This is a genomic window from Enterobacter sp. KB-221C9, assembly GCF_041320715.1.
GTDB lineage: Bacteria > Pseudomonadota > Gammaproteobacteria > Enterobacterales > Enterobacteriaceae > Enterobacter > Enterobacter asburiae_D.
This window is the reverse complement of record NZ_JBGIWG010000006.1, coordinates 136,693-154,530: the sequence shown is the minus strand read 5'-3', so window position 1 is coordinate 154,530 and position 17,838 is coordinate 136,693. Positions and strand designations below refer to the sequence as shown.

The following is a 17,838-nucleotide window of genomic DNA, read 5'->3' as shown; positions in this document are numbered from 1 at the left end:
TTTAGCCGAAAAAAAAGCCCGCACTGTCTAGGTGCGGGCTTTTTTTGGTTTTTCCTGTACGCGTCAGCCCGCATCGTTACCTGTGGTAATGATGATGGTTGTAGTAATGGTGGTGATGCTGATGCGTTTCATGGATGTTGTGTACTCTGTCATTATTATCTGTCTGTGCTGTATTCTTTTAGGGTTAAAGGATCGGGCACCTTAAGTCAACGAATTTTTAATTTGATCACAATTCGGGAGACTCTCACGTCCCGCTGCTTGCAGATTTATTTTCATCCGATTCGCCCAATAGCAACCCTTCTGGACAGACTTATTCGCCATAGTAAAAACTTATGACAGTATTTTACTCGGCCAATTTTTTTTCAATATCGTGCAGCAAACGGTGCAGCATTGCGGTGTCCCGCTGCTCAAGACGCCCCAAACGCTGCTGCAGCCAGTCAGCCATTTTTTGATCGTCCGCCACTCCCAGCTGAGACAACAGTTGCTCAACGCGCGCCCGCAGCGCAGCCAGCTGATTTTCATTTGCCCCTTCTGCCGCAGGCCGGGGGATTTGTATTAGGGAGGCTAATTGATAGCAGTAGACCATGACCGCCTGGCCTAAATTCAGGGAGGGATAATCGGCAACCATCGGCGCACCGGTAAGCACGTCTGCCAGCTCCAGCTCTTCGTTGGTTAATCCGGAATCCTCGCGACCAAACACCAGTGCGGCTTTATCCAGCCACTGGCTTTTCTCGCTCAGCATCGGCACCAGCTCCGCTGGCGTGGCATAGTAATGGAACTTCGCCCGGCTGCGCGCGGTAGTCGCAACGGTAAAAGAGATGTCGTGCAGCGCATCAGCCAGCGTCGCGTAAGTGGTTATATTATCGAGAATATCCCCTGAACCATGTGCCACCCACCGTGCCGCAGGCTCCAGGTGGGCCGTGCTGTCCACGATACGTAAATCGGTAAAACCCATGGTCTTCATGGCACGCGCGGCAGCGCCTATATTTTCGGCTCTGGCTGGGGCGACCAGTACAATCGACAGATGCATTTATGCTCTCTTTTTAATCAGTTAGCGGGTAAAAATGTGATGCGCTTCAACATATTACGCAGCGCGAATTTACAAAATTGCAACACAAATCACCGAAATAGCGTTTCATAACAAATTAAAAACGCTAAACTATTCTGTGCCTGAACAATCAGTTAGAATGTTAACAGAACACTATTATCCCTATGTTTTATAATGATAATAGTGATATGAACACTCTATTCTGATAGGATTCACTTCGTTTATAAATCAATGCCCGCAACTAGTTGGTTTATTGAAAAATTGTGACAAAGGCTAGCATTCGGCTACGATGATTTCATCAAACTGTTAACGTGCTACAATTGAACTTGATATATGTCAACGAAGCGTAGTTTTATTGGGTGTCTGGTGTCACTTAGCCTGTTATGTTGCTGTTAAAATGGTTAGGATGACAGCCGTTTTTGACACTGTCGGGTCCAAAGGGAAAGTACCCAAGACCAAGCTAATGATGTTGTTGACGTTGATGGAAAGTGCATCAAGAACGCAATTACGTACTTTAGTCACGTTAAGCCGATCATGTTAATTTGCGACATGCATCAGGCAGGTCAGGGACTTTTGTACTTCCTGTTTCGATTTAGTTGGCAATTTAGGTAGCAAACATGCAGACCCCGCACATTCTTATCGTTGAAGACGAGTTGGTAACACGCAACACGTTAAAGAGCATTTTCGAAGCAGAAGGCTACGATGTCTTTGAAGCGACTGATGGCGCAGAGATGCATCAGATCCTTTCTGAAAATGATATCAACCTGGTGATCATGGATATTAACCTGCCGGGCAAAAACGGCCTTCTTCTGGCGCGCGAACTGCGCGAGCAGGCGAACGTCGCGTTAATGTTCCTGACGGGCCGTGATAACGAAGTTGATAAAATTCTTGGCCTGGAAATCGGTGCGGATGACTACATCACCAAGCCGTTCAATCCTCGCGAGTTAACCATTCGTGCACGCAACCTGCTGTCCCGCACCATGAACCTGGGTACGGTCAGCGAAGAGCGTCGTAGCGTAGATAGCTACAAATTCAACGGCTGGGAACTTGATATCAATAGCCGTTCGCTGATTAGCCCGAACGGTGAGCAGTATAAACTGCCGCGCAGTGAATTCCGCGCGATGCTGCACTTCTGCGAAAACCCGGGCAAAATTCAGTCCCGTGCAGAGCTGCTGAAGAAAATGACCGGCCGTGAGCTGAAGCCGCATGACCGTACCGTAGACGTGACCATCCGTCGTATTCGTAAGCATTTCGAATCTACGCCAGATACGCCGGAAATCATCGCCACGATCCACGGCGAAGGGTACCGTTTCTGCGGTGACCTGCAGGAGTAATCCCGCAGTTAACGCATTAAAAAACGGCGCATTTGCGCCGTTTTTTTTATTTCCAGATCCGCATCGTATCGTCATCCGGTGCTGCGGGTGGCTCAGGTCGCTTCGGCTGAGAGAGCGAGTACCAGTCGAAATGCCGGGTCAGGTACATCACGGCGAACAGCGCCAGCGCGAGAACCGTTGACCCCAACAGCAGCGCGCTGTCCTCCGAGCGCAGCAGGAACCACATCACCACGTCCAGCCCGAGCAGCGCCAGCACAAACAGCCCGCTGCGCTTCCAGCTTTTCAGCACGGCCTGCAGGTACATTCCGTTCATCGCTGCGCCAACTAGGCTTGCAACAACCCAGGCTGGCGTAAACCCGACGTGTTCAGACAGCGCCAGCAGCACCAGATAGAACAGGACCAGCGACAGCCCCACCAGCAGATACTGCATCGGGTGAAGGCGTAATCCGGTTAAGGTTTCGAAGACAAAGAAGGCCATAAACGTCAGCGCAATCAGCAAAATGGCGTACTTGATCGCCCGGTCAGTCAGCTGATACTGGTCGGCTGGCGTGGCTACCGTGACGCTAAAGGCCGGGAGTGCCTCCCACTCCGGCGACTCCTTGGCGTAGAACCAGCTTTCAAGGTTATTTGCAAACCAGCTGCTCTGCCAGTTCGCCTGGAAACCAGACTCGCCTATCTGATGCTTAACAGGGAGATAATCGCCCATAAAGCCCGGGTGCGGCCAGTTGCTGTTGAGCGTCATTTCGCTATTACGCCCTACCGGCACCACCGCAAAACTGCCGGTTCCCGCCAGGCTGAGGGACATCTCAAGCGCAAACGTTTTGGCTTCCAGCGCTTTGTCGGTCAGCGGGATGTGGATCCCTGCTAGCGCCCCGTAGACCCCTGAGCCGGGTTCCACGCTTAGCGTCTCACCGTTGATTTTAGAGATACTGACCGTGCCAATGCCCCGCGCGTCGCCAACGCCCGTCACGATAAACGGCTGCCCTGTCGCGATCGTTTCTCCTTTCAGCTGCTTCAGCTCGTCGGTATTAAACTGCGCTTTTATCTTCAGGTCAGTGTTCCAGATTTGCCCGTCGTAGATGCCAATATTGCGGGACTCCACGCGCTGGTTACCTTCCACAACCAGAGATTCCGGCAGAATGAAATGCATATAGCTTTTCTTGTATTCGACCTTCTTCTCGTCCTCTATCTTGTAAAAGATCTCCGTCATCGGAATCGCAATCATCGGACCGACCAGCTTTTGCGGTCCGCTGGTACTCTGGCGAAGCGTATTTTCGACATCGTTGCGGTAGCTCTCCCGCTCTGATATCAGGTTACTGACCATAAAAAGCGGGACTAACAGCAGCAGGATGCACCCCAGCAGGGTGCTTACTTTCCAGAACAGGGGGGATTTCATCATTACGTCTCCTTTGTGATGAGGAGAGCGTAACCAGGCCATGTGGGGTCAGTTTGAAGTTATGTGAAGGGACGGTGAAGTATCAGCGTGGCCATCACGCCGCCTTCATCACGATTACGCAATGTAATCTCTCCCTGATGCAGACGCGCCACCTCCTGGACAAACGCCAGCCCGAGTCCGCTGCTTTTCAACCCGTTCTCGCGCGGCAGGGAATAAAAGCGTTCAAAAATACGCGCCAGCGCGTAATCCGGGATCCCGCTTCCGCTGTCGGTGACGATAAGCTGTATCTGCCCGTGCTCTTCCCGGGCCGCCAGTTCAATGGCGCCGCCCTGCGGCGTAAAATCGATAGCGTTATCCAGCAAATTACCGAGCGCCTGCTCGAGCAGGTCGGGATCGCCTTCAGCATGAAGCGAAGCGGGCTGGAGGGTCAGCCCAATCTCTTTTGCCGCCAGCACCGCCGAGCGCGCGTCGACAAGACGCGTAAACAGCAGATCGACGCGGACGGTCTGAGGCGTAATCTCGACCCGATTTTCAAGCCGCGCCTGGGTGAGCAGTTTTTCAACCAGCGACTGCATGCGCGCGTTTTGCACCAGAATATTATCAATAAACCGTGCGGCCACCTGCGGCGGCGGCTGCTCGGCGAGAATTTCCGCCGCGCCGCGTATAGCGGCAATCGGGCTTTTCAGCTCGTGGGTCAGCGCATGGACGTAGTGTTCAATGTAGTTTTTCCCTTCCAGGCGAATGCGCATATTCTCCAGCGCCAGGGCCAGCTTGTGCAGTTCGCTACTGCCAGGATTAGGCAGCGGGAGAGGCGTATCCGTGGTCACCGAGTCGGCATAGCGCGATAACGTACTGATAGAACGATTGATCCACCAGGCCACAACGAGACCAATTAGCAGGGCAATGCCGAGCAGCGCCCCGCCTGCCCACAGGATCCTTCGCTCGCTGCGATGGATAACCGGTGCCATCGCGCTGTTAGGTTTCCCGACCGACAGCACGCCGATAATCTTGCCCTGATCCACAACCGGCGCGGCAACATACATCACCGTGCTTTCCGGATCGTCGGGATGGCTTTGAGTACTGCGCGCGCCGTATTCGCCGCGAAGCGTCAGCCAGACGTCGTTCCAGCGCGAGTAATCTTGCCCCACGGCCAGACCGGCGGAATCAAATACCACTCTGCCCTGCGCATCGGTCATGTAGACGTGATACTCGTTACGCACTTTATGAATCCCGCCGATATTGGCGCGGAAGGGGCGCTGATGAAGCTGAGAAAAGGCCTGCGCCAGTTTGCCCTGCTGCGCATGCCCCGAAAGCAAATCATCACGTCCAATTTCAGCCAACAGGGTCGCGGTGTCGATCAACGTGCCCTCTGTTGCCCTGCGCACGCCGGGCTTTACTTCCTGAACAAAGATCGACAGCACAAACCACGCGGCGATGGCCACGATCAGGAAGTATCCCAGCAATAGCCGCATCCCAATGCGCATCAGTAAAGGCCCAGACTGTAGCCCATACCGCGATGGGTGCTGATGGGTGACAGTTCCTCGTTCACCGCCCGCAGCTTGGCGCGCAGGGTTTTGATGTGGGTGTCCACGGTACGGTCAAAGCTGTCGCCGTCTTCACCCCACACCTTGTCCATGAGCTGCTGACGAGAAAAGACCCGCCCGGGGGCCTGCAACAAGGTTTTGAGCAGCAAGAATTCGTAGCGGGTCAGGGGCAATGCTTCCCCGCACCAGCTGATTCGCGCGGCAGGCTCGTTCAGCTCAAACTGCCCGATACGCAACGTTTCTGATGGCGCGGCGGATTTTTGCATGCGCCGTAAAATCGTCCTTACCCGGGCGCAGACTTCACGAGGGGAGAAAGGTTTCGCAACGTAGTCATCAGCGCCCATTTCCAGGCCAAGCAGCTTGTCTACCTCATCACTGCGCGCCGTCAGAAACAGCACGGGCAGTGAGGGATGCTGCGCCAGCAGCTGGCGGCAAAGCTCAAATCCACTGATGTCCGGCAGCCCGACGTCCAGAATGGCGAGCGCCGGAACCTGCCGCCGCGCCTCCTCCAGCACGGGTAAACCACGTTCAAACGCCTTTACCGCGAATCCTTCCTGCTGAAGCATGTAGATCAGCGTATCGGCGATACTGGTTTCGTCTTCCACCAGCCAGACCACAGGTTGTTGCATGGTTCATCCCTGAATTAATGCCACGGCATAATCGGCACCGCGCTGATCGCGTTTTTCGGCGAGCCTTCCACCACTTTGTCAGAATAGGCAAGGTAAGCCAGGGTGTTGCGTTTGGCATCATAGAAACGCACCACCTGCAGCTTTTTAAACACCAGCGAGGTCCGTTTCTGGAATACCACGTCGCCCTGCGCTTTACCGTTTTTAATTTTATCGCTCAACTCAACCGGCCCCACCTGCTGACAGGAAATCGCCGCATCGGAGGTATCTTCCGCCAGTCCCAGGCCGCCTTTGATACCGCCCGTTTTCGCGCGACTGACGTAGCAGGTGACGTTTTTCACGTCCGGATCGTCAAACGCCTCCACCACGATTTTGTGGTCTGGGCCAAACATTTTGAACACGGTATCGACGGAGCCAATCTGTTCTGCCTGCGCCGCGCGCCCGACCATCAGCATCAACGCGGTGAAGATCAAAGTCTTGTATTTCATATTGTTACCATTCTTTAAAATTACACTGAGCGATTATTCAACACTTTAGACAAAAATGTAGCAAGATCACAGGATTAGAATATATCTGCCTGTAATGTGCTCTAAAAAGCATGAATGCGCAAAAAAAACACTGAATGCTAAAACATCAAAAAATGCTATTATCCGCTAACCTGTTATCAGGCACCTGCTGTTTTAAGGATGAGGATAGTATATGGATCAGGCTGGAATTATTCGCGACCTGCTCACCTGGCTGGAAGGTCATCTCGACCAGCCTTTGTCACTGGATAATGTGGCGGCTAAAGCAGGCTATTCCAAGTGGCATCTGCAAAGGATGTTCAAGGATGTCACCGGTCATGCTATCGGGGCCTATATTCGCGCACGTCGTTTATCAAAATCTGCGGTGGCATTGCGGCTGACCGCGCGGCCGATTCTGGATATTGCCCTGCAATATCGTTTCGATTCGCAGCAGACCTTCACCCGCGCCTTTAAAAAACAGTTCTCGTTGACGCCAGCGCTATATCGTCGCTCGCCTGACTGGAGCTCGTTTGGCATGCGTCCGCCGCTGCGTCTGGGCGAATTCGCGATGCCGAAATACGACTTTATTACACTGCCGGAAACCCATCTCATCGGCACGACGCAGAGCTACTCCTGTTCACTGGAGCAGATTTCTGAGTTCCGTCATCAGATGCGCGTCCAGTTCTGGCGCGACTTCCTGAGCCACGCACCGGCGATCCCGCCAATCCTGTATGGCCTCAACGAAACGCACCCAAGCCAGGAAAAAGACGACGAGCAGGAAGTGTTCTACACCACCGCGCTGACGCCTGAGATGGCCAATGGGTATATTCAGGGTTCGAAGCCTGTCGTGCTGGAAGGCGGCGAATACGTGATGTTCGCCTATGAAGGGCTGGGAACGGGGGTTCAGGAGTTTATCCTGACCGTTTACGGAACCTGCATGCCGATGCTGAATCTGAATCGCCGTAAAGGTCAGGACATTGAGCGCTACTACCCGGCGCAGGATGCCAAACCGGAAGAAGGCCCCATCAATCTGCGTATGGAATTCTTGATTCCAATACGTCGTTAACGCTGCAGTTCGTCAAGCGCAGGGGCATCAAGATGCGAAATGTCCCCTGCCATCTCCACTACCCAGCCCGACGCCAGCCACGCGCTTTCCTGATAATCAATTCGGGAAATGGAGCAGTTGCGCAGACGCAAACGGCGCTCAGCGTAAGCAGGTAACCCCAGAATGGTGCTCACCAGGCAACCCAACGCAATCCCGTGACTCACCAGCAGCGGACGGCTTCCAGCCGGAAGCTTCAGGCATTCCGCCAGTGCGGCATGCATGCGCACGCTCAGCTCCTGCATGGATTCCCCTTCAGGAATACGGCCATCTTCGGTGCCGTTCACCAGCGTGCGGCGCCAGCCTTCCTCCGTTTCCGTCAGCGTATCGATATGGCGTTTTTCCAGCACGCCCATATCCAGCTCGCGCAGGCGCGGCTCCAGCGTGACGTCACAGCCGCAGGCATCTGCGATGATGCGCGCCGTCTGCTGTGTGCGACCTAAATCGCTGGTAATCACGTGGGTAATGCCCAGCGTTCTGGCGCGTTCCGCCACCTGCCACGCTTGCTGCACGCCCTTCTCAGTGAGAGGACTGTCTGACTGGCCTTGAATACGTCGCTCGGCGTTCCACTGCGTTTCACCGTGGCGAACAAGGTATACCTGTAACATGCTTTTTTTCCGTTATACTGCGATGAGTTTTTTTTGAATCGAGCTTAATTATGCACCATGTTGTCTCTGCTACCACTAATCCTGCCAAAATTCAGGCAATTCTAAGGGCATTTGACGAGATCTTCGGCGCAGGATCCTGCCATATTGAGGCCATCGGCGTCGAGAGCGGCGTACCTGAACAGCCGTTTGGCAGCGAGGAAACGCGCGCTGGCGCACGAAATCGCGTGGCAAACGCTAAGGCCGCGGCACCGAATGCTGACTTTTGGGTAGCGATTGAAGCAGGTATCGACGAAGGCGCAACCTTTAGCTGGGTGGTCATTGAAAGCCGCGAGCAGCGCGGTGAAGCGCGTTCGGCCACCCTGCCGCTGCCGGAGATCATTCTGGAAAAAGTCCGTGCGGGTGAAGCGCTCGGGCCGGTGATGTCGCAGTACACCGGCATCGATGAGATTGGTCGTAAAGAAGGGGCAATTGGCGTCTTTACCGCAGGCGCGCTGACGCGTTCAGGCGTTTACCACCAGGCGGTGATTCTGGCGTTAAGCCCGTTCCATAACGCGATTTATCGGTAAGTTTGTAGGCCGGATAAGGCGTAGCCGTCATCCGGCGTTTTTCAGCAATACCGCTTCCAGCCACTGGCGCAGCTCAACCGGTGCCGACTTCAGGCTGTTCGAGCCGCGGGTGATCGTTGCGATACCCGCGCCAAGCTCATTTTTCAGCTCGCGCTGGCTCATCTCGCCGCGCAGCAACTCCTCAATGATCCGCACGCGCGTGCCCAGCGCCTCGCGCTCGTCCGGCGTGAGCATCAGCTGCATGAGGGGCAAGTGCAAATCCTGCTCGTAAGACTGGCGAAGCAGCTCCACAAAACGAAGCCACTCCTGATGACGTTGTTCGGCCATTGCCGAGGAATACGGGGAATGCTGGGTCATGTTATGCTGCCTCTTGTACTCATTAGCGAGTACAGCATAACACAACCCGCGCCGATCAGTAACGTCTCTGCCACTCGGCATCGCTCATCAGGGTATCTTTCTGACCCATGAAGTAGCGATAGTAGGCGTCATAGGCCAGCACGTTCTTCACGTAGCCGCGCGTTTCCGAGAACGGGATGCTCTCGACAAACGCCACGGCGTCGATGCGCCCAGCGCTGTTGCCGAGCCAGGTACGCACGCGTCCAGGGCCCGCGTTATACGCCGCCGAAGAGAAGATGCGGTTATTGCCGAACTGCTGATACACGTACTGGAGATAGCTGGTACCGATGTTGATGTTGGTATCCGGATCTAACAGCTGTGACGGGCTGCTGTACCCCGGAATATTAAACATCTTCACCGTGTGCGTCGCCGTGCCCGGCATGATTTGCATCAGGCCGCTGGCACCCACCGGGGAACGGACTTTCGGGTTCCAGGCACTCTCCTGGCGGGCAATCGCCATCGCGTAGCTTTGCGGGATATCTTTGCCGCTGGTGTAGCGATCGAAAAGATCTTTATAGGCCAGCGGGAAACGCTCTTCGAGATGATCCCAGAGCTTGCCGGCGATCGTCGCCTGCACGCTGAGATCCCACCAGTGATTATCAAAGGCATAGCGGGCAAGCTGGGCTTTCTCGTCGGTGGTGCGGCTGGTCACCAGATTCGCCCACTCGCTGCGCGCGGTGTTATCCATATTCCAGTACATCAGCTCGCGAACGCGCGCCATTTCCGGCCCCTGCGTCAGCGCCGGGTTCGCGTTAGCGGGCGCTTTATCAATGCGGAAGGTGTACTCCTCGCCCAGACGCTGCGCGGCGGCCATCGGGTAAAACCCGCGCTGCTGCATCAGCGTATGGAGGATCTCTTTGGCCTCATCATCACGACCGCGCTCCATCAGCAGATCGGCCTGCCAGTAGCGCCATTCGTCTTTCTCTTTGGCCTCCATCGGCAACCGCGCGAGCCAGGTGTTCAGCCCACGGCGATCGCCCGTGCCCAGCGCCATGCGCACGCGGCGTTCCACCAGCGACGTGGAGTTCGAGCGCATAATGGCATCGTCACGCCAGCGCGCCTGTTCATCGGTCACATCGGTGCCCATCAGTCGCCACGCCACGATGTCGCGAAGCTCCTGGGTTTGCTCCTCATTGAGCTGCTGCGCCTGCACCAGCTGCGGGATCATCAGCCGCGCGTTTTCCACATCGTCACGCGCCACGCTGGCAAAGGCCACCGCCGCCATCTGGCGGGTAAAATCGGTCGCGCCCGTACTGCGGGCAAAGGTCAGCACGCTGTTTGGATCGTTAGCCAGCGAGATAACCGCGGTGGAGATCGTCTGGTAATCGGACGGCATCTGCCCCGCCAGCGTGGTCACCAGACGCGTGTTACCGGCTTTCATCGCCAGACGGATGCGCTCAAGGTAGGACAGCGGATCCTGCTTGCCGGAAGCGCGCCATGCGCCGAACAGGGAGTCACAGGCGTTCGGCTGGTTTTTCCCGGTCAGCCAGAGCTCTTTCGCCCCGGCCCAGGCCTCTTCCTGCTGGCCGGTCGCCCATTTCGCGAAGTAATAGTTACACTGGGCTTCGGTGGCGTTCGGCTTTTCAGGGCTAAACGCCAGCAGTCCGCGCCAGTCTTCGCGACGCGCCAGCTCATTCACAAAGCGAGACTGGAGATTTCGGGCTGGCGGCAGGGTCGGGTTCGCCTGAATGAAGTTATTCACGGTGACGGTAGGCTGGTTCATCAGATCGTCCGTGATCTGGCGATACTCCAGATACGGATACAGCGGATAATCCTTTAGCGTCGGCATCAGCGCCTGCACGGTATCCATCTGCTTGTTGTCCCACGCCTGTTTAATCTGGGCGTAGCGGTTACGTTGTTCATCCAGTGAATCGGCATGCACCGCCTGGCTTACCGCCATTACGCATACGCTGGCAGCCAGCAGACGCCAGACCACCCGTTTGGCTTTTTCCACAAGCTCTTCCTCATTGTTTTTTCGTCAATTGCAGCGTCTTGCCACGTCAAAGTCTAATTAACTTATGCTAACCAGGCATCCTTCAACGCGCCACGTCATGGACACTTTTTTACCTTTCTTGCGCGTTTTAACACTCCCGACGTTCCTGGCTGGGATTAGGACGTGAAAAAGGCTACACTTCGAGGCTGAAATTCCTTCTCATTACGATAAAAGAGGCGAAGTCCAACGTGGCTCAATTCGTTTATACCATGCATCGTGTCGGCAAAGTTGTCCCGCCGAAACGTCATATTCTTAAAAATATCTCGCTGAGCTTCTTCCCGGGCGCAAAAATCGGTGTTCTGGGTCTCAACGGTGCCGGTAAGTCCACCCTGCTGCGCATCATGGCCGGGATTGATACAGACATCGAAGGTGAAGCCCGTCCGCAGCCTGGCATCAAGATTGGTTACCTGCCGCAGGAACCTCAGCTGAACCCGGAACACACCGTTCGCGAATCCGTTGAAGAAGCGGTTTCCGAAGTGGTTAACGCGCTGAAAGGTCTGGATGAAGTGTATGCCAAATACGCCGAGCCGGATGCGGACTTCGACAAGCTGGCCGCGCAGCAGGGCAAGTATGAAGAGATCATCCAGGCGCACGACGGTCACAACCTGAACGTGCAGCTGGAGCGCGCGGCTGATGCCCTGCGTCTGCCGGACTGGGATGCAAAAGTTGAGAAGCTCTCCGGGGGTGAACGCCGCCGCGTGGCGCTGTGCCGCCTGCTGCTGGAAAAACCAGACATGCTGCTGCTCGACGAACCAACCAACCACCTGGATGCGGAATCCGTGGCATGGCTGGAGCGCTTCCTGCACGACTTCGAAGGCACCGTTGTGGCGATCACCCACGACCGTTACTTCCTCGACAACGTCGCTGGCTGGATCCTGGAGCTGGACCGCGGCGAAGGTATTCCGTGGGAAGGCAACTACTCCTCCTGGCTGGAGCAGAAAGATCAGCGTCTGGCGCAGGAAGCTTCTCAGGAAGCGGCCCGTCGCAAGTCTATCGAGAAAGAGCTGGAGTGGGTTCGTCAGGGTGCGAAAGGCCGTCAGTCTAAGGGCAAAGCCCGTCTGGCACGCTTCGAAGAGCTGAACAACACCGAATACCAGAAACGTAACGAAACCAACGAACTGTTTATTCCGCCAGGAGCACGTCTGGGGGATAAAGTGGTTGAAGTTACCAACCTGCGTAAGTCCTACGGCGACCGTCTGCTGATCGACGACCTGACCTTCTCCGTACCGAAAGGCGCTATCGTCGGGATCATCGGTCCGAACGGCGCGGGTAAATCAACCCTGTTCCGCATGATGTCCGGTCAGGAACAGCCTGACAGCGGCTCTATCACCCTGGGTGAAACCGTGAAGCTGGCCTCCGTTGACCAGTTCCGTGACGCGATGGATAACAGCAAAACCGTGTGGGAAGAAGTCTCCGGCGGTCTTGATATCATGCGTATCGGCAACACCGAGATGCCAAGCCGCGCCTATGTTGGCCGCTTCAACTTCAAAGGCACCGACCAGGGCAAACGCGTGGGCGAGCTGTCCGGCGGTGAGCGCGGTCGTCTGCACCTGGCGAAGCTGCTGCAGGTGGGCGGTAACGTTCTGCTGCTTGATGAACCAACAAACGACCTGGACATTGAAACCCTGCGCGCGCTGGAAAACGCCCTGCTTGAGTTCCCGGGCTGTGCGATGGTGATCTCGCACGACCGCTGGTTCCTGGACCGTATCGCGACCCACATCCTGGACTATCAGGACGAAGGTAAAGTGGAGTTCTTCGAAGGTAACTTCACCGAATACGAAGAGTACAAGAAACGCACGCTGGGCGCCGACGCGCTGGAGCCGAAGCGTATTAAGTACAAGCGTATTGCTAAGTAAGTGCCCAAAAAGCCGGGTGGCGCTCACGCTTACCCGGCCTACGGTTCTGCGCTGTTTGTAGGCCGGGTAAGGCGAAGCCGCCACCCGGCTTTTTTATTTGCCCACGTAATACCGCTTCACCTCATCGAACTGCATCGCAAACTCGATATAGCTCATTAGCGCAGGCGAATTCAGCTTGCGGCTCGGGTAGGCCAGCCAGAGATCGTTGCCTTCAACGTTCCACTCCGGCAGCACCTTCACCAGCGCCCCCTTTTCGATCTTATCTTCCAGCAGAAACGCGGGTAATAGCGTGATCCCCGCACCGGCAATCGCACACTCACGGGCGTAGACCAGATTATCGGTCATGTGCGCGTTATCCGGCAGGTAGCGGTAATCCTCGCTTTCGCTTCGCAGAAGCCACTCCGACCACGCCCGGTGCGTAATGCAGCGGTGTTCCACCAGCTGACGGGGATGAATTAACGGCTCCCGACGCGCCAGATAGTCCGGGGAGGCCAGCATGTAGCGCGGGCAGTGCCCGATCATCCGACCAATCAGGGAGGAGTCCTGCGGCTTGCCGGTGCGCAGCGCCACGTCAAAACCGGCCTCGACCAGATCCACCACGTCATCAGAGATCGACACATCCAGCGAAACGTCAGGATAGCGAAGCTGGAACTCGGCGTTCATATGCGCCAGCAGCGTCGCCCCTATCCCCGCCGGACAGGTGATCCGCAGACGCCCGCTCGGGTTTTCGCGCAGCCGCTGAATGGCATACTCCGCCCGCTCGCTGGCCGCCAGCATCTCACGACAGTGCACCAGATAGTGCTCGCCCGCAAATGTCAGGCTGATCCTGCGCGTGGTGCGGTTGAGCAGGCGGATACCCACCTGCTGCTCCAGCTGGCTAATCCGCTGGCTAACGCTGGATTTCGGCAGTTCCGCCTTCTGCGCCGCCGCGGTAAAGCTGCCCATCTCCGCCACCAGCGCGAACAGCGCCATATCCTGCAGCTGTTTAAACATGATTGTTCATCCTGTACGAACGCTGAGTTCTTGATTGTCCATCTTATCATGCAGCTGGCCACTTAATAGACTAGCCTCAACAAAACGCATTCCATTGAGGAGCACACCATGTCTGTTAAAGCCATCGCCGTTAACCAAGAAAATCCGTCCACCTTCATTGAAATCACCCCGCCGATGCCGCAGCCCGGCGAGCACGATCTGCTGGTAGAGGTGAAGGCCGTCTCCGTTAACCCGGTCGATACCAAAGTCCACGCGGGCATTGCCAGGAACGGGCTTAACGCGCCGCGCATTCTCGGGTGGGACGCCAGCGGGATCGTCAAAGCCGTTGGGGCTGGCGTCACCGGATTCAAACCGGGAGATGAAGTGTGGTACGCGGGCGACATCACTCGCCCGGGCAGCAACACCACGCATCAGCTGATCGATGCGCGGATTGTCGGGCGCAAGCCTGCCAGCCTCGGCTGGGCAGCTGCCGCTGCACTGCCCTTAACCGCGCTCACCGCGTGGGAAGGCCTGTTTGAACGGCTGAACATTCAGGACGCCGGGGAGGACAAAACGCTACTGATCATCGGCGGCGCCGGCGGCGTGGGATCGCTGGCGATCCCGTTTGCGAAGCACAACAGCAAGGTGAAGATCGTCGCAACCGCTTCCCGAGAAGATTCCGCCCGGTGGTGCCGCGATCGCGGGGCTGACGTTGTCGTCAACTACCGCGACCTGAAAGGCGAGCTGGCGAAACACGGGCTTACCTTTGTGGATTACATTTTCATCCTCAACGACACCGACGGGCACTGGGATGCGGTCAGCGAACTGATTGCGCCGCAGGGGCATATCTGCTCTATCGTCGAGAATGAACGTCCGCTGAACCAGGACAAGCTGAAGTCCAAATCCGCCGCCCTGCACTGGGAATTTATGTATACCCGCAGCATGTATCAGACGGCGGATATGGCGCGTCAGGGGGAGATCCTCAATGAGGTGGCGAAGCTGGTGGATAACGGCGTGGTGGAAAGTTCGCTGAGTGAAACGCTGCGCGGGCTGAGCGTGGAAAGCATTACCGAGGCGCACCGTAAGGTGCTGGACGGGCATATGCGGGGGAAAGTGGTGGTTGAGTTCTGAGTGGGTTGATGCCCTCTCCCACAGGGAGAGGGAGGTTAACGCTTAACCCTGCTCCCCCATCATCTCCTTCACCAGCTCGACGCAGCGCAGGAAGCGGGAGTCGTAGTCCGACTCTTCCACATGCACAAACTCAACGTTGTTTTCGTTGAGCATCTCCACCAGCATGGTCTGAAACTCTCGCCTGTCCACGGAGCTGCCGAGGCTGCGCATGCCGTCAGCGACCCACGGAGTGTTGTTCTCCAGCAGGATCACCAGGTCAAAGCGATATTCGTCAATCAGCGCCTGCACGAACGGGTGCTCGCGCCCCTCGTATTTTTTACAGAACGCCTGCGTGGTGACGAAATCGGTATCAATAAACGCCACTTTGTTGGCGTATTTCACCGCAAAATCAATGTACTGGGCGTGTCCGAGCGCAATTTTGTCATAGTCGGAATACTGCAGCGCCATCTCGTCGCCGCCGAGGTGCGAGAAGACATAATCGCGGCCATACTCCCACGCGCTGGTGGTGTTGAAGATGTTCGCCAGCTTGTTGACCAGCGTTGATTTACCGCTCGACTCGCCGCCCAGGATCGCAACGGTGCGCACGAAGAACGGCTTCACTTCGGTCGGAATGTAATCCCAGTAGCGGAACGGGTTTTCGCGGATCTGCGCCCCGCTGATGTTCATAAAGGTGCGTTTCGGATCGATCAGCACCGTCTCGATACTCAGATGCTCGCGGAACTGCGGCGCGTCGGACTCTTCAGAGGTGTAGATCCAGTTCGGCGCAATACCCTTCTCTTCCATAAACGCTTTGATGCCGTTGCTCCACACGTCCCAGCCGTGCGGATACGGCTCCATGCCCTCTTCGTTAAAAGCATGAATACGAATGTTTTTCTGATACTTAAAGGTCTGGAGCAGCCAGCGCAGGCGGTCCGGCACGGTCGGCTGCTGCGACATGGCGCTGTCTTCAAACAGCTGACGGTCGCGAGTTTCGTCATAGCCCATGATGATGTGCAGCTCGTCAACCTGGCTACAGGCGCGCTGGATCAGATAGATATGCCCGGTATGCAGCGGGTAAAACTTGCCGAACACCACGCCGATGTTCTTTTGCATACGCGGGAATTCCAGCCCCAGAAAGCGGTGCAACGCTTCCAGCTTCTGCGCGCTGGGGCTTTTGATTTTGGCGTTCAGCAGCTGGCTCAGGTAGCCTTTGGTCATGCCGCTGGCGTCCGCCACCTGCTGCAGCGTGCAGCCCTTCTGGCGGATTGCGGTCTTGATGTAGTCAAATGATGACATAAATTACGGTGCCTCCTGCAAAATCAAATTTACGTAATTATAAGTCGTCAAAGACATTTAACGCATCTGCGAGTTTCTTCACGCCAAATACCTGCATCCCTTCCGGGATTTTTTTCGGTACGTTGGCGGCGGGTACGATCGCCCGGCGGAAGCCGTGTTTTGCTGCCTCGGAGATACGCTCCTGACCGCTGGGCACCGGACGGATTTCCCCGGCGAGGCCCACTTCGCCAAAGACGACCAGATCCTGCGGCAGCGGTCTGTCGCGCAGGCTGGAGACCATTGCCAGCAGCAGCGCCAGGTCTGCGCTGGTTTCAGTGACTTTGACGCCGCCGACCACGTTCACGAAGACGTCCTGATCCGCCATCTGCAGCCCGCCGTGACGGTGCAGCACCGCCAGCAGGATCGCCAGACGGTTCTGTTCCAGACCAACCGCCACGCGCCGCGGGTTGCCCATCATCGACACGTCCACCAGCGCCTGGATTTCGACAAGCAGCGGGCGCGTCCCTTCCCACAGCACCATCACCGAACTGCCGGAGGTGATCTCATCGCCACGGCTCAGGAAGATGGCCGACGGGTTGCTGACTTCGCGCAGCCCCTGTTCGGTCATGGCAAATACGCCCAGTTCGTTCACCGCGCCAAAGCGGTTCTTATGGCTACGCAGGGTACGGAAACGGGAATCCGCGTCGCCGTCGAGCATCACGGAGCAATCGATACAGTGTTCAAGCACCTTCGGCCCCGCCAGCGAGCCGTCTTTGGTAACGTGGCCGACCATCACAATCGCCACGCCGCGCGTTTTGGCAAAGCGCGTCAGATAAGCCGCGGTTTCACGCACCTGCGCGACGCTGCCCGGCGAGGACTGAATGTCCGCCATGTGCATCACCTGGATGGAGTCGATCACCATCAGCTTCGGCTGCTCTTCTTCGGCGATCATGCAGATCTGCTCGATGCTGGTTTCGGAGAGCATGTTCAGGTTGCCGGTCGGCAGGCCCAGACGGTGCGCGCGCATCGCCACCTGCTGCAGTGATTCTTCGCCCGTGACGTACAGGGTTTTCATCTGTTCGGCGAGCTTGCAGAGCGTTTGCAGCAGCAGGGTCGATTTACCCGCGCCCGGGTTACCGCCGATCAGAATGGCGCTGCCCGGCACCACGCCGCCGCCGAGCACGCGGTCAAACTCTTTGAACCCGGTGGAGAAGCGCGGCAGCTCTTCGAGGCTGATGTCCGAGAGTTTTTGCACCTTCGCCACGCCCGCGTTACCGGCATAGCCGCTCAGGCGCTCGTTGCGGGCTACGCTCGGCGAAGCCGCCACACCACGCACTTCGGTGATGGTGTTCCAGGCATGGCAGGCGCTGCATTGCCCCTGCCAGCGCGGATAATCCGCACCACATTCATTACAGACAAATGCGCGTTTTGGAGCTTTCGCCACGGTTTACCTCGTTATTTCTGTGCGGCCTGCGTGCCGGGCGGCGCTTACGCTTACCCGGCCTACAA

The 17,838-nt window shown here is 56.6% G+C and carries 18 protein-coding genes and 1 other annotated feature; of the genes, 5 read left to right on the top strand and 13 right to left on the bottom strand.

What is annotated here, in order from left to right; translation table 11 throughout:
* Window positions 1–7: 7 nt before the first annotated feature.
* Window positions 8–125: a sequence feature (Thr leader region), on the bottom strand.
* From thrL to yjjY, 3 genes are all read right to left on the bottom strand, one after another.
* On the bottom strand, window positions 64–132 hold the full coding sequence (gene thrL / locus AB8846_RS10960; protein WP_015572623.1) for a thr operon leader peptide: 69 nt from the start codon (window positions 130–132) through the stop codon (window positions 64–66). (Overlaps the previous feature by 62 nt.)
* Window positions 133–343: 211 nt before the next feature.
* On the bottom strand, window positions 344–1,030 hold the full coding sequence (locus tag AB8846_RS10955; protein WP_370732702.1) for a tRNA/rRNA methyltransferase: 687 nt from the start codon (window positions 1,028–1,030) through the stop codon (window positions 344–346).
* A 399-nt stretch (window positions 1,031–1,429) separates the two neighbouring features.
* Window positions 1,430–1,570 (bottom strand): protein YjjY, encoded by a 141-nt coding sequence (gene yjjY / locus AB8846_RS10950; RefSeq protein WP_085928893.1) that lies wholly within the window; start codon window positions 1,568–1,570, stop codon window positions 1,430–1,432.
* A gap of 95 nt (window positions 1,571–1,665) precedes the next feature.
* Here yjjY and arcA point away from each other — a divergent pair, with 95 nt between their 5' ends.
* The gene (gene arcA / locus AB8846_RS10945; protein WP_003856501.1) at window positions 1,666–2,382 is read left to right on the top strand and encodes a two-component system response regulator ArcA; all 717 of its coding nucleotides are present in this window, start codon (window positions 1,666–1,668) and stop codon (window positions 2,380–2,382) included.
* Between the two features lie 46 nt (window positions 2,383–2,428).
* Here arcA and creD read toward each other — a convergent pair whose 3' ends face one another.
* From creD to creA, 4 genes are read right to left on the bottom strand one after another with little or no spacing between them, the layout of a single operon-like run.
* Window positions 2,429–3,781 carry a cell envelope integrity protein CreD gene (gene creD, locus AB8846_RS10940; RefSeq protein ID WP_370732701.1) on the bottom strand — a complete coding sequence of 451 codons (1,353 nt, stop codon included), beginning with the start codon at window positions 3,779–3,781 and terminating at the stop codon, window positions 2,429–2,431.
* 56 nt (window positions 3,782–3,837) lie between these two features.
* Window positions 3,838–5,262 carry a two-component system sensor histidine kinase CreC gene (gene creC, locus AB8846_RS10935; RefSeq protein WP_370732700.1) on the bottom strand — a complete coding sequence of 475 codons (1,425 nt, stop codon included), beginning with the start codon at window positions 5,260–5,262 and terminating at the stop codon, window positions 3,838–3,840.
* A complete protein-coding gene (gene creB / locus AB8846_RS10930) occupies window positions 5,262–5,951 on the bottom strand; it encodes a two-component system response regulator CreB (protein WP_024907408.1) in 690 nt (229 codons plus the stop codon). Before creB ends, creC begins: the two co-directional genes overlap by 1 nt.
* 14 nt (window positions 5,952–5,965) lie before the next feature.
* Window positions 5,966–6,436, bottom strand: coding sequence for a protein CreA (creA, locus tag AB8846_RS10925; protein ID WP_032642647.1), 471 nt, complete (start codon window positions 6,434–6,436; stop codon window positions 5,966–5,968).
* Between the two features lie 211 nt (window positions 6,437–6,647).
* Between creA and robA the strand changes: the two genes are divergently transcribed.
* The gene (gene robA, locus AB8846_RS10920; protein ID WP_063143299.1) at window positions 6,648–7,517 is read left to right on the top strand and encodes an MDR efflux pump AcrAB transcriptional activator RobA; all 870 of its coding nucleotides are present in this window, start codon (window positions 6,648–6,650) and stop codon (window positions 7,515–7,517) included.
* On the opposite strand, the gene gpmB is transcribed toward robA, so the two are convergent.
* Window positions 7,514–8,161: a 2,3-diphosphoglycerate-dependent phosphoglycerate mutase GpmB gene (gpmB, locus tag AB8846_RS10915; protein WP_248227263.1), complete on the bottom strand. Its 648-nt coding sequence runs from the start codon at window positions 8,159–8,161 to the stop codon at window positions 7,514–7,516. The two genes, robA and gpmB, sit on opposite strands and share 4 nt — an antisense overlap.
* Window positions 8,162–8,211: 50 nt before the next feature.
* Between gpmB and yjjX the strand changes: the two genes are divergently transcribed.
* Window positions 8,212–8,727: an inosine/xanthosine triphosphatase gene (gene yjjX, locus AB8846_RS10910; protein WP_023334447.1), complete on the top strand. Its 516-nt coding sequence runs from the start codon at window positions 8,212–8,214 to the stop codon at window positions 8,725–8,727.
* Window positions 8,728–8,754: 27 nt separating this feature from the next.
* Here yjjX and trpR read toward each other — a convergent pair whose 3' ends face one another.
* Together trpR and sltY are read right to left on the bottom strand one after the other, a co-directional pair.
* On the bottom strand, window positions 8,755–9,084 hold the full coding sequence (gene trpR, locus AB8846_RS10905; RefSeq protein ID WP_010427104.1) for a trp operon repressor: 330 nt from the start codon (window positions 9,082–9,084) through the stop codon (window positions 8,755–8,757).
* A gap of 55 nt (window positions 9,085–9,139) precedes the next feature.
* Window positions 9,140–11,077 (bottom strand): murein transglycosylase, encoded by a 1,938-nt coding sequence (gene sltY, locus AB8846_RS10900; protein ID WP_370732699.1) that lies wholly within the window; start codon window positions 11,075–11,077, stop codon window positions 9,140–9,142.
* Window positions 11,078–11,304: 227 nt separating this feature from the next.
* On the opposite strand from sltY, the gene ettA reads away from it, so the two are divergent.
* Entirely contained in the window at window positions 11,305–12,972 is a 1,668-nt protein-coding gene (gene ettA / locus AB8846_RS10895) for an energy-dependent translational throttle protein EttA (protein WP_063143296.1), read from the top strand.
* A gap of 93 nt (window positions 12,973–13,065) precedes the next feature.
* Here ettA and AB8846_RS10890 read toward each other — a convergent pair whose 3' ends face one another.
* A complete protein-coding gene (locus AB8846_RS10890) occupies window positions 13,066–13,965 on the bottom strand; it encodes a LysR family transcriptional regulator (RefSeq protein ID WP_370732698.1) in 900 nt (299 codons plus the stop codon).
* A gap of 108 nt (window positions 13,966–14,073) precedes the next feature.
* Here AB8846_RS10890 and AB8846_RS10885 point away from each other — a divergent pair, with 108 nt between their 5' ends.
* Window positions 14,074–15,075 (top strand): zinc-binding alcohol dehydrogenase family protein, encoded by a 1,002-nt coding sequence (locus tag AB8846_RS10885; protein ID WP_370732697.1) that lies wholly within the window; start codon window positions 14,074–14,076, stop codon window positions 15,073–15,075.
* Window positions 15,076–15,117: 42 nt separating this feature from the next.
* On the opposite strand, the gene nadR is transcribed toward AB8846_RS10885, so the two are convergent.
* The gene (gene nadR, locus AB8846_RS10880; protein WP_063153260.1) at window positions 15,118–16,350 is read right to left on the bottom strand and encodes a multifunctional transcriptional regulator/nicotinamide-nucleotide adenylyltransferase/ribosylnicotinamide kinase NadR; all 1,233 of its coding nucleotides are present in this window, start codon (window positions 16,348–16,350) and stop codon (window positions 15,118–15,120) included.
* A gap of 37 nt (window positions 16,351–16,387) precedes the next feature.
* Window positions 16,388–17,773, bottom strand: a complete 1,386-nt coding sequence (gene radA, locus AB8846_RS10875; protein WP_014068810.1) for a DNA repair protein RadA — start codon at window positions 17,771–17,773, stop codon at window positions 16,388–16,390.
* Window positions 17,774–17,838: the final 65 nt, after the last annotated feature.